A 12,134-nucleotide genomic window follows, 5' to 3' on the forward strand; every position below is an offset into this window, starting at 1 on the left:
TTTTTATGAAATTCAATACTTATATCCAACACGATGCAATGGATTGTGGAGCCACTTGCTTAAGAATGATTGCCAAATATTATGGCAAGAATTATAATGCACACAAATTGCAAAGTCGAACTTACATATCAAGAGAAGGGGTAACTTTACTAGGTATAAGTGATGCCTCAGAAAGCATAGGCATGCGAACATTAGGGGTTAAAACCACCTTTGATAAGCTTGAAAAAGAAAAAGTTACCCCTTTTATTGTTCATTGGAGACAAGAACATTTTGTTGTGGTTTACAAAATCACAGCAAATAATGTTTTTGTTGCCGATCCTGCAATAGGTAAAGTAAATTATTCAAAAAGTGAATTTATAAAACATTGGGCAAGTACAGTAGAAAATAGCGAAAAAAAAGGTGTTGCATTGTTGTTAAATCCTTCACCTGATTTTTATTTGCAAAATGATGAAGATATAGATAAGGCAAAAGTAGGCTTCCTTTTAGAATATCTTCGTCCACATCGTAAGCTTATTATCCAGCTTTTTATAGGCTTTACTGTGGGTAGTTTATTACAATTGATACTTCCATTTTTAATGCAAAGCATTGTTGATTTTGGAATATCTAATCAAAATTTGAATTTTGTTTATCTCGTCCTCATCGCTCAAATGATTCTATTGATCAGTCAAATGTCAGTCGAGTTTATTAGCTCATGGATATTATTACATATTAGTACAAGAATTAATATTTCGCTAATATCCGATTTTTTGATAAAATTAATGAAGCTTCCAATTAGTTTTTTTGATTCGAAAATGACTGGTGATCTAATACAACGTATTGATGATCACACGAGAATAGAGGATTTCCTGACAACGCAAATAATATCTACAGTATTCTCCGCTTTTAACCTAATTGTTTTTGGAGCTGTTCTTGCTTGGTATTCGTTGAAATTATTAATGATATTTCTTTTGGGTTCGACTCTCTATATTTTATGGATTTCAATTTTCATGAAGAAACGTCGAGAATTAGATTATAAACGTTTTCAGGAATCTTCTTCAGAACAAAGTAGTGTAATCCAGTTAATTCAGGGTATGCAAGAAATCAAACTTCATAATGCAGAAAAACAAATGAGATGGGGTTGGGAGCATATTCAAGCGAGATTATTTAAAATAAGTATAAAAGGTTTAACCCTTAGTCAGTTTCAGCAATCAGGAACTATTTTTATTAATGGTGGTAAAAATATTTTCATTTCATTTTTCGCTGCTTATTCGGTTATAAAAGGTGATATGACTTTAGGTATGATGTTAGCGATACAATACATCATTGGCCAGTTAAATGGACCAATAGATAATTTTATTGGATTTTTACACTCTTTACAAGATGCCAAAATAAGCCTGGAAAGACTCGGCGATATTCACAAGACTAAAAATGAAGAAAGTGATGATTCAATTATCACATCAATAATGCCAGCAAATCATACGATAGAACTTAAAAATGTTGATTTTTATTATAACAATCCTCATAATGAAAAAGTTCTTAAAAATGTTTCTTTAGTAATTCCTCCAAATAAAGTAACTGCTATTGTAGGTTCAAGCGGAAGTGGTAAAACAACATTATTTAAATTACTTCTAGGTTTTTACCAAATTAAGCAAGGTGAAATATTATTAGGTAACAATCATTTAAAAAACTACTCCCAATCGTGGTGGCGAGGACAAGTTGGTGCAGTATTACAAGATGGCTATATTTTTAATAGTTCAATTGCTACAAATATTGCTATAGGCCATGAATCCATTGATAAAACAAGACTTGAAGAAGCATCTAAGATCGCTAATATTCAAGAATTTATTGAGAATTTACCACTAGGTTATAATACTAAAATTGGTGGTGAAGGCCACGGCCTAAGTCAAGGTCAAAAACAGCGTATTTTAATTGCCAGGGCTGTATACAAAAATCCTAAGTTTATTTTTTTTGATGAAGCTACAAACGCCTTAGACTCTACAAATGAAAAAATCATTATGAATAACCTTAATCAGTTTTTTAATGGCAGAACGGTACTCATAATTGCACACAGACTTAGTACTGTGAAAAATGCCGATCAAATTGTCGTACTTAAAAAAGGCGAAATACTAGAGATAGGAACTCATAAAGAGTTAATTGCAAAACAGGGTGCTTATTATTCCCTCGTTGAAGATCAACTTGAACTAGAAGATATAAAGTAAAATAACAATTAATTTTTTCAACTTGGAAAAACCTAAAAATATAGAAATAAGAAGTGAAGAAATACAGGATATTCTCGGATCTGTTCCCTCTCGTATTGTTCGTATAGGAATAGGTATCGTTTTTTGTATTATAATATTCGTTATTTCCGGAACTTGGTTCTTCAAATATCCTGACATAATACAAGCAAAAATAACTCTTTACACAAAAACGCCACCAGTAGCATTGCAAGCAAAATCCAACGGAATGATAACGAGTCTATTTGTAAGTGAAAATCAGCAAATAAATAAAAACCATGTCGTCGCTATTATTGAAAACACAGCTAACTATAATGATATCCAAATCTTAAAAGAAATTCTTGACACTCTAAATTATACTCAGGAATTCCGTATACAAAGGAAACTTGAGTTAGGAGAATTACAATCAGCCTACACATCATTTTTAAGGCTCTGCAAAGATTATATGTGTTTTATTAAAATAGATTATCATCAAAATCAAATACACTCAATAAATAGTCATATTACTGACCAAATAACTTATTTCAATATCCTTCAAAATCAAAAAGAAATTAAAATACAAGAACTCAATTTAGCGAAAGAACAATATGAAAGAGACAAAAATCTCTTTAATCAAGGTATATATTCGAAATTAGATTTTGAACAATCACAAAAAAAATACCTCCAAGAAAAATTATCATATAATGATACAGAATCTTCTCTCGCAAATATAAAAATGCAAATCAATCAACTAAAACATAAAATAAGTGAATTAAACCTACAACACTTAAAAGAGAAACAAACCCAAGAAATAATCCTAAATGAATCAATTGAAAACCTTAAAAGTTTAATTAAGAATTGGGAAATGAAATTTGTCTTAAAGTCTCCAATAAATGGTGAAATCACATTAACAAAAATCTGGAGCAAAAATCAAAACATTAATACTGGCGAAACCGTAGCAACCATTATCCCAACAGACAACTCAAATATTATTGGACGACTCGAAATTCCAACTACAGGTATCGGCAAAGTCAAAATCAATCAACCAGTAAATATTAAATTAGATAATTTTCCATATATGGAATTCGGACTGCTAAGAGGAACTATCTCTAACATTTCTCTTATCCCTTCTTCCATAAACGGTAATACCATATATACCGCAGAATTAAATATTCCTGATAGCCTTATATCAAATTATGGAGAACATTTAAAATTTAATCAGAAAATGACAGGTATTGCCGAAATTTTAACCGATGACACAAGATTATTAGAACGATTATTACATCCACTTAAAATGATCTATCACAAAAATTAACATAGTTAATAATTAAAAAAACAACTCAAAATGAAAAACAACGACTTAATTCAGGTCACATTTAACCCAGAAGAATTGACCGAAAACAATGCTCATTTAGATGCTTTGTTGGCATCGGCCAATAAAAATGCACCCGGTTTAACTCCCGAGCAGCGCTCCACCTATGGTTCGATAAACGAAACCAATAAATTATTGGTGAATAAAGCACGGGCAATTATGCATGAAAACCCTAAGTATGTGCCTAATTTTGTAGGCTTGGATGAGTTCGAGCGAGATTTCAGAGCCAGAGAAGTAATTGAAGACATGTTACGAAAAGTGGCTCAGATTCAACAAAAATTAAACGACACCAAAATTTTGCTGGACAACGACAATTATCAGGATGTAATGGCCTATTATCGTGCAATTCGTTACTATACCAGCGAACACGATCAGGAAGCCATGCCGCTTTACAATGAATTAAAACAGTTCTTCCCAAATCATAAAAACGGACAAAAGGAAGAAGAATAAAATTTCGAATTAAAAAAGGTGATCCAAAAAGTTCCATTTTATTGTCATTCTGAGCTTATCGAAGAATCTGCCGTATTAAGAGACAGATGTTTCGACTTCGCTCAATAGGACAACCCGATGCGAATTCTTCCTTTTTGGACCGCCTCTTTTCTTTTGCCACATCTCTGCGCATACTGCCTTTTTTAGGTGCAATCGAATATCGAAGCTCCCAAACCGAGTATTGAACCACGGTTCGAGTTAAAAAAACCACACCGTATCGTGCTTCGAGGCACGAAAATCGAGTATCGAAACACGGTTGCGATTAAAAATTTTAACACGAAGTGTGGTTCCACCCTCGAAAATCGAGTATCGAGATACACTTCCGATCAAAAAGTTTGACAAGAATCGTGGTTCGATACTCGATTGAGCCTAAAAGTTTTGACTTGGAACCTAAAAAACTATTGTTAACAATCACAATGCCTGGCAAGATTCTAAAACCCGTCCCAGCTCCCCTCAATTCTATTTCCAATTTTTAGCTATCTTTGCAGGCAAATATCAATAATTAAGGATACTATGCAGGAAAACAATGCTAAAGGAACTGATATCTCAACATTAGGAGAATTCGGATTGATTAAACACCTTACTAAAAATATAAAACTAAAACACGCAAGTACCAATGTGGGTGTTGGCGACGATGCTGCTATTTTAGATTATCAGAATAAAAAAACTGTGGTTACCACCGATTTACTGCTGGAAGGTATCCATTTTGATTTAATGTACACCCCGCTTAAACATCTAGGCTATAAAGCAATTGCTGTAAATGTTTCGGATATTTATGCCATGAATGCTTTGCCAAAGCAGGTAACGGTTTCTATTGCTATTTCGAAGCGATTTACTGTGGAAGCTCTTGAAGAAATTTACGAAGGAATCAATTTGGCTTGCGAAAATTACAATGTTGATTTAGTTGGTGGAGATACTACCTCCTCTTTAACCGGATTGTGTATTTCGGTTACTGCAATTGGTGAAGCTGATGCAGATCAATTGACTTATCGAAGTGGTGCAAAAGAAAATGATCTAATCTGCGTAAGCGGAAATTTAGGTGCAGCCTTTGCAGGATTACAACTACTGGAACGTGAAAAACGCGTTTTCGATAACAATCCAGCCATGCAACCCGACTTAACGGGTCATGATTACATTCTGGAGCGTCAGTTAAAGCCAGAGGCTCGAAAAGACATTTATGAACGTTTACAGGAAGCAAAGATTGTTCCTACTTCAATGATTGATATTTCTGATGGTTTGTCGTCGGATATCATGCACATTTGCGAGGAATCGAAAGTTGGCTGTCAGATTTACGAAGAGAAAATTCCTGTTGACTATGAAACGCACAAAATGGCCGAAGAGCTAAATATGAATTACAGTACTTTCTCGCTAAATGGTGGTGAAGATTACGAATTGCTGTTTACTGTTCCTTTGGATCAGTTCGATGCAATTCAAAAAATCGAAGATGTGAAAGTGATTGGTCACATCACGGCTATCTCGAAAGGAAAATATTTAGTAACACGAGATGGAGTAGAAATTGAATTACAGGCACAAGGCTGGAATCCAATTGGAGAAGAGTAAAAGCTTTAAATATTCGGGCTGAAAGCCCAATTAAATTCAGCCCAGGGATATTTCCCTGGGTATTTTTGTGCTCGCAGAAAAACGCCCTGAAAGGGCAACTTATACCTATTTAACTCTCAAAACTCCTTAAATATATATAGACATGAAGTCAACACAATTAGGCATATTATATCAGTACTCAATATTAATCCTTCCACAAATATTCTTCGTTATATTCAATTCCATACTCTTTTAAAAAATAGAAGATATTCATCTCTAAATGTCAGTTTTAGATGATGTTCTTCCTGATTTTCAATACATTGTTTCGTTTTATCGTACACAGAAAAACTAACAGAAAAGCCAACATAGCCTCCTTGCCAAGCAAATTTTGAGTAGTTAGATCCCTTCGTCTTAATCCAACGACTACTATGTCTCTTGATCTCTTCAACCAACTTTGCAAGTGCAATATTCATGGACATTATACACAATATATGTACATGATCTTCAACTCCATTAATTATTATCGGAATTGAATCGTTATCTTTTATAATGGCACCAATATATGCATACAATTCTGCTCGGTTTTCCTTGCTTATTTTAATAGTATTATTCTTCACATGAAAAATAATGTGAACAAACAGTTTGGATAATGATTGTGCCATAAAATATAAAGCTACCCTTTCAGGGCGTTTAATTAATATATCTTTATCGACCCAAGGCATTGCTTTGGGCTGAATTAAATTGCCACTTTGTGGCGCTAAACCGCACTTAAGTTAACAATATCATTTAATATTAATCACCCCTACAACCATTTAAAAACAAAAAGTGAGATCCTCAATTGAAGATCTCACTTTTTGTTTTTTTTTATCTATCGGTATTACTCAGGAAAATATCCTCTCATAATGCCACGCTTCGAATTCTTTACAAACAGAATAATATCATCACGCTCAGGAGAAGCAGGCATTTCAGCCTCTATAGCTTCAAGAGCATTAAAATTATTCATTCCTTTTTGGTATAGGTAACGGTAAACATCCTGAATTTCACGGATTTTTTCATTTCCAAATTCACGACGACGCAAACCAATTGAATTCACACCAATGTAAGAAACCGGTTCACGACCTGCTTTTACAAATGGAGGAACATCTTTACGTACCAATGATCCACCCGAAATCATAACGTGTGAACCAATATGAACAAACTGGTGAATAGCAACCAATCCACTTAAAATAGCGAAATCGTCAATAATTACCTCGCCTGCAATTTGAGTTGCATTACCAATAATACAATTGTTACCAATAACACAATCGTGTGCTACGTGCACATAAGCCATTAACAAACAGTTACTACCTACAACAGTTTTTCCTTTAGCGGCAGTACCTCTATTAATGGTAACACACTCGCGAATGGTAGTATTGTCGCCAATTTCAACAGTCGTTTTTTCACCACGAAACTTTAAATCCTGAGGCACAGCTCCAATAACTGCTCCAGGAAACACCACGCAATTTTTACCAATACGGGTTCCTTCCATGATAGTGGCATTGGAACCAATACGAGTTCCCTCTTCAATTACCACATTTTTATCAATGGTTACAAACGGTTCAATCACTACATTATCAGCTATTTTCGCCTCAGGATGTACATATGCTAACGGTTGCTTCATCTTTTTTATATTTCGTTTTATGCAAAACTCCACTTTTAGGAAGTTATTGCGTAGCAGTAGTTACTAACTAATTAATTATTTTTTCTTTGCGATTTGAGCCATAAACTCACCTTCGGCAACAACAGTATCACCAACAAAAGCTAAACCGCGCATGTTAGCAACTCCCCTACGAATAGGAGATAAAAATGATAATTTAAAAATTAAAGTATCACCTGGCACCACCTTACGTCTAAACTTAATGTTGTTCTGAGTAAGGAAGTAAGTGCCGTAATTTTCAGGATCTTCAACCTGATTAAGCACTAAAATCCCTCCACATTGAGCCATTGCTTCTACCATAAGAACACCTGGCATTACCGGTTCTCCTGGGAAATGACCAACAAAATAAGGCTCGTTCATGGAAACATTCTTCACGCCAACAATACTATCGTCTTGAATATCAATAATCTTGTCGACCAACAAAAATGGAGGACGGTGAGGCAACAAGTTCATTATACCAACGATGTCTAATACAGGCTCCTTATTCGGATCATAAGCCGGAACTGAATCTTTTCCCATTTCTTTCTTAATTCGTTTGATTAATAATTTCGCCATTTCGGTGTTTGGTCCATGACCAGGACAGGTTGCAATAACCCTTCCCTTAATAAACTTTCCGCAGAGAGCAAGGTCGCCAATCACATCTAATAATTTGTGACGAGCACACTCATTATCAAAATAAAGTTCCAAATTACTTAAAATTCCTTCCTTTACCTCAACATGCTGATGGTCGAATAAATCGGCAATACGGTTTAACTCATTTTGCTCCATCATTTGGTCCATTATAACAATGGCATTATCCAAATCTCCACCTTTAACTAAATTGTGGTTTAATAAAAATTCTAGTTCCCGTACAAACACAAACGTACGACACATCGAGATTTCCTCTTTGTAGTCTTTTAAAGAACTTAAGCGGGCATACTGATTCCTCAACACTTTAGAGTCGAATGAAATCATTGTATCAATACTATATTCATCATCAGGCAAAATCGTGATTTCAGAACCACGAGCTTCGTCCCTGTAGGTTATTTTTTCTTTAGGTACAAAATACTCACGAATAGCATTCTGCTCTACGATACCAACTTTTTCAATTCCTTCCACATAAAATCTGGCACTTCCATCTAAAATGGGAGGCTCAGGAGAATTCATCTCAATTAAGCAGTTATCAACTCCTAAACCATATAATGCAGACAATGCATGTTCAACAGTTTGAACTTTACATTCTCCTTTTTCCAATACGGTTCCTCTCGAAGTATCTCCAACAAATTCTGCACTTGCTACAATAACAGGCTGACCTTCTAAATCTACTCGTTTAAACTGATATCCGTGATTTTCGGATGCCGGCACAAACTTAATCGAAACTTCTAATCCTGTATGAAGTCCTTTTCCTGTTAAAGTAAATTCTTTTGCTAATGTTCTTTGTTTATCTGCCATAACTTGACATCAATATTTTTAAATTTCAGGTTCAATAATTGAAGGAACAACCTCCTCTTATTTTTCCTTTAATGCTTTTATTTCCTTTTCCAACTCAATAATTTGCTGTCTCATCTGAGGCAAATTTCTAAACAAAACATATGATTTCTGATAAGGACCAAATTCGAAGGCTGGAGATCCCTGAACCACCGTACCAACTTTTTTGATGTTTTTTCCAAGACCAGATTGTGCAGCTATTTTTACTTCATCAGCAACAGTCATGTGTCCAGCAAAACCAACCTGTCCACCAATCATACAATTTTTACCAATTTTTGTGCTTCCGGCAACACCGGTTTGAGCAGCAATTACGGTATTTTCATCGATCTCTACATTATGAGCCACTTGAATTAAGTTATCCAACTTAACTCCTTTACGGATAATTGTAGATCCCATAGTAGCACGATCAACACAAGTATTTGCACCTATTTCCACGAAATCTTCGATTACCACATTACCCACCTGAGGTACTTTCTTATAATTATTTTCTGATGAAGGTGCAAAACCAAATCCATCGCCACCAATTACTACTCCAGAGTGAAAAATGCAACCTGCACCAATCTTACATCCTTCATAAATCTTAACTCCTGAATTTAAAATAGTATTGTCACCAATCACCACATTATCGCCCACGTAAGTGTGAGGATAAATTTTTACATTATTTCCAATTTGAACGTTACTTCCAATATATGCGAAAGCACCAATGTAAATTTTCTCTCCCAATTTCGACGACTTACTCACAAAAGAAGGTTCTTCAATTCCTGTCTTTTGTGGCTTACTTTGCTCATACATTTCTAGTAATTGAGCCAAGGCCTGATAAGCATCCTCCACACGAATAAGCGTAGCTTCAACTGCTCTTTCGGCTACAAAAGTTTTGTTTACCAATACTATTGACGACTGCGTTGAGTAAATATAATGTTCGTACTTTGGGTTTGCTAAAAATGAAAGAGTTCCAGGCTTCCCTTCTTCAATTCTGGAAACATTGGTTACCTTAACCAAAGCATTCCCATCAACTTCTCCGTTGAGAAACTCTGCAATATCTTCTGCTGTAAATTCCATTCGTTCTATTTTTTATCAGATTCATTAAATGCTTCAAAAGCTGGCATTTTTACACTATAAATCCCAAGCACAAATCATCCAACATAGCTGATTTATAAGAAAAAAATTTCTGCAAATCTAATAATTATTTCATGCACTTAAAATTTTTTCTCCTATTCCCTGCTTTATCCATAGAAAAAGTACGCTTAAAAATGAGGTAGAAATCACCCCTTACGACTTAAAAAATTAGAACCTATCCTCCTGTATTTTAGGATAACACAAATAATATTTCTTAACCGTTTTGGAAAGAACCGAAGCATCCAACATATCCGAAGCCTCGCCTATATCACACTGAGTGCCATCTTTATACAGAATATTTATTTGATCATCATCCGAGCTATAAGCATTATTACTAATTGAATTTGAAATTACCATAAATTCCAAAGCATGATTTGAACACCCAAAATAATCTCCTACTCTTTTTTTTACTTGATCAATATATTCTTTAGTGAACGCTGTTTTTTGAATCTCTATTTTAAACAATTTACGGTCTCGTATACATTTACACAAATAGGAAAGCACCCTATCCTTATGTCTTGCCCACACCTTAATACTCACCATGATATCATCATCATCCAAATCGGCAAAAATCTCCAATGCACTTCTTCCATTTAAAACAACATTCGGATTTTCGAATTCCAATTCCCCTACTTTATGATACAAAAAGTAGGCTAAAGAGGGAGTTGTAAATAATTCCTCTCCTCTTTCGGCAAGGTATTTTGCTCTTTTTAATACATGCACAAGCATTTCTTCTGCTGCAATTACAGTTTTATGCAAATATACCTGCCAATACATTAGGCGTCGTGCTATCAAAAACTTCTCGATGGAATAGATTCCTTTTGCCTCTACTACCAACTGATCGTTGCGAACGTCTAACATTTTTATGATTCGAGCCGACCCCACAACACCTTCGGTTACTCCAGCAAAAAAACTATCGCGCCTCAAATAATCCAAACGATCCATATCCAGCTGACTTGATACCAACTGATTCAAAAAATGTTTTGGGTATTCGTTCCGGAATATTTTTATCGCCAAATCCAATCTACCTCCAAATTGCTGATTTAGTTGCCTCATGAATAGTTCAGAAATCCGTTCATGCGTAATACCATCAACAATACTATACTCCAGCGCATGAGAAAATGGTCCGTGTCCAATATCATGCAATAAAATTGCCACACTCACTCCTTCTTCTTCTTCCGGAGTAATTTCGTGACCTTTCGATCGAATTGTTTCTATAGCGAGACTCATTAAATGAGTTGCTCCCAAAGCATGTTGAAAACGGTTATGAAAAGTTCCTGGAAAAACCAGATAGGTAAGTCCTAACTGCTTTATTCTTCTTAATCGCTGAAAAAAAGAATGCTCCACCAAATCGCTAGCAATTCCGGAAGGAATATGAATAAATCCGTGAACAGGGTCATTTACAATTCTTTTCTTACCGCTTGTTTTTAAAGTCATACACATTTGTATCAATTGCATTCCATCAAATGTATAAAAAGTAGCGAAAAAAGCCTATCTTAGTGCTATTCAAACCCCAATTAATTTTCGTTTGCTAAAAAAGTATTTTTCCTGAGATAGGAATGATTTAGCCAAATGGGTTAAAATCATCCAATTGAACAAAAGAGGGAATTGGAATTCATCAAAAAAACTCATCCTCAGAAGAATTATTTTTCATTAGCAATTAGAATACAATAATTTAGAGGTGTGTCATTTGTTTTTTAGAACATTTATCTCTAATTTTGCATCGAAAAGCAAGCAAATTGTAAGCTTTAGGGGACAAAAAGTCCCCTATTTTATTGATATTAACCGACATATGATTGATAAGAAGACTATAACTGAAATTGTTGAAAGTGAAATTGCCGACACCGACCTGTTTTTGGTTGATGTAAGTGTTTCATCCGGAAACGCTATTTCTGTTGTAATTGATAGCTTTAAAGGAGTACCGATCATTACCTGTATCGAGCTAAGCAAAGCTATCGAAGGACATTTTGATCGTGAAGTTGAAGACTTTGAATTGCAAGTAGCTTCAGCGGGAATCGGTCAACCTTTTCAGGTGTTTAAGCAATACCACAAATACATTGATAAAGATGTTGAGGTATTAACAACTGAAGGAGTTAAATTTTCAGGGAAACTGATCACCGTAGGTGAAAATCAAATAGAAATTGAAGTTGAACAAATGGAGAAAGTAGAAGGAAAGAAAAAGAAGCAACTTGTTGTGAAAACTTATTCTTTTACTTTGGATCAAATTAAATCAACAAAAGACATTATTACTTTTTAACAAGTA

Annotated in this window: 10 protein-coding genes; 5 read left to right on the forward strand and 5 right to left on the reverse strand. The window is 34.7% G+C overall.

The window, feature by feature from the left end; translation table 11 throughout:
- Positions 1 to 5 precede the first annotated feature (5 nt).
- The 4 genes from BZG02_RS10915 to thiL all read left to right on the forward strand — a co-directional run bounded on the left by BZG02_RS10915 (position 6) and on the right by thiL (position 5,613).
- Positions 6 to 2,198, forward strand: coding sequence for a peptidase domain-containing ABC transporter (locus BZG02_RS10915; protein WP_101261472.1), 2,193 nt, complete (start codon positions 6 to 8; stop codon positions 2,196 to 2,198).
- Positions 2,199 to 2,220: 22 nt separating this feature from the next.
- Complete coding sequence (locus BZG02_RS10920) at positions 2,221 to 3,507, forward strand: HlyD family secretion protein (protein WP_101261473.1); 1,287 nt, start codon at positions 2,221 to 2,223, stop codon at positions 3,505 to 3,507.
- 30 nt (positions 3,508 to 3,537) lie between these two features.
- On the forward strand, positions 3,538 to 4,014 hold the full coding sequence (locus BZG02_RS10925) for a hypothetical protein (protein ID WP_101261474.1): 477 nt from the start codon (positions 3,538 to 3,540) through the stop codon (positions 4,012 to 4,014).
- A 552-nt stretch (positions 4,015 to 4,566) separates the two neighbouring features.
- Complete coding sequence (thiL, locus tag BZG02_RS10930; RefSeq protein WP_101261475.1) at positions 4,567 to 5,613, forward strand: thiamine-phosphate kinase; 1,047 nt, start codon at positions 4,567 to 4,569, stop codon at positions 5,611 to 5,613.
- Positions 5,614 to 5,828: 215 nt separating this feature from the next.
- On the opposite strand, the gene BZG02_RS10935 is transcribed toward thiL, so the two are convergent.
- The 5 genes from BZG02_RS10935 to BZG02_RS10955 form a co-directional block, all read right to left on the reverse strand.
- Complete coding sequence (locus BZG02_RS10935; protein ID WP_245868083.1) at positions 5,829 to 6,254, reverse strand: transposase; 426 nt, start codon at positions 6,252 to 6,254, stop codon at positions 5,829 to 5,831.
- Positions 6,255 to 6,469: 215 nt separating this feature from the next.
- Complete coding sequence (gene lpxA / locus BZG02_RS10940; protein WP_101261476.1) at positions 6,470 to 7,252, reverse strand: acyl-ACP--UDP-N-acetylglucosamine O-acyltransferase; 783 nt, start codon at positions 7,250 to 7,252, stop codon at positions 6,470 to 6,472.
- A gap of 75 nt (positions 7,253 to 7,327) precedes the next feature.
- Positions 7,328 to 8,719 carry a bifunctional UDP-3-O-[3-hydroxymyristoyl] N-acetylglucosamine deacetylase/3-hydroxyacyl-ACP dehydratase gene (locus BZG02_RS10945; RefSeq protein ID WP_101261477.1) on the reverse strand — a complete coding sequence of 464 codons (1,392 nt, stop codon included), beginning with the start codon at positions 8,717 to 8,719 and terminating at the stop codon, positions 7,328 to 7,330.
- A 57-nt stretch (positions 8,720 to 8,776) separates the two neighbouring features.
- Positions 8,777 to 9,814 (reverse strand): UDP-3-O-(3-hydroxymyristoyl)glucosamine N-acyltransferase, encoded by a 1,038-nt coding sequence (lpxD, locus tag BZG02_RS10950; RefSeq protein WP_101261478.1) that lies wholly within the window; start codon positions 9,812 to 9,814, stop codon positions 8,777 to 8,779.
- A gap of 225 nt (positions 9,815 to 10,039) precedes the next feature.
- Complete coding sequence (locus BZG02_RS10955) at positions 10,040 to 11,308, reverse strand: HD domain-containing protein (protein WP_101261479.1); 1,269 nt, start codon at positions 11,306 to 11,308, stop codon at positions 10,040 to 10,042.
- Positions 11,309 to 11,663: 355 nt separating this feature from the next.
- Here BZG02_RS10955 and rimP point away from each other — a divergent pair, with 355 nt between their 5' ends.
- Positions 11,664 to 12,128: a ribosome assembly cofactor RimP gene (gene rimP, locus BZG02_RS10960; RefSeq protein WP_101261480.1), complete on the forward strand. Its 465-nt coding sequence runs from the start codon at positions 11,664 to 11,666 to the stop codon at positions 12,126 to 12,128.
- Positions 12,129 to 12,134 lie beyond the last annotated feature (6 nt).

Origin of the sequence: Labilibaculum filiforme (genome assembly GCF_002843315.1) — a bacterium.
Classification (GTDB): domain Bacteria; phylum Bacteroidota; class Bacteroidia; order Bacteroidales; family Marinifilaceae; genus Labilibaculum; species Labilibaculum filiforme.

Coding starts and splice junctions, on each gene's coding strand:
- BZG02_RS10955 (WP_101261479.1), bottom strand. CDS start 11,308: ATGACTTTAAAAACAAGCGGTAAGAAAAGAATTGTAAATGACCCTGTT.
- lpxA (WP_101261476.1), bottom strand. CDS start 7,252: ATGAAGCAACCGTTAGCATATGTACATCCTGAGGCGAAAATAGCTGAT.
- BZG02_RS10935 (WP_245868083.1), bottom strand. CDS start 6,254: ATGGCACAATCATTATCCAAACTGTTTGTTCACATTATTTTTCATGTG.
- rimP (WP_101261480.1), top strand. CDS start 11,664: ATGATTGATAAGAAGACTATAACTGAAATTGTTGAAAGTGAAATTGCC.
- lpxD (WP_101261478.1), bottom strand. CDS start 9,814: ATGGAATTTACAGCAGAAGATATTGCAGAGTTTCTCAACGGAGAAGTT.
- BZG02_RS10915 (WP_101261472.1), top strand. CDS start 6: ATGAAATTCAATACTTATATCCAACACGATGCAATGGATTGTGGAGCC.
- thiL (WP_101261475.1), top strand. CDS start 4,567: ATGCAGGAAAACAATGCTAAAGGAACTGATATCTCAACATTAGGAGAA.
- BZG02_RS10945 (WP_101261477.1), bottom strand. CDS start 8,719: ATGGCAGATAAACAAAGAACATTAGCAAAAGAATTTACTTTAACAGGA.
- BZG02_RS10925 (WP_101261474.1), top strand. CDS start 3,538: ATGAAAAACAACGACTTAATTCAGGTCACATTTAACCCAGAAGAATTG.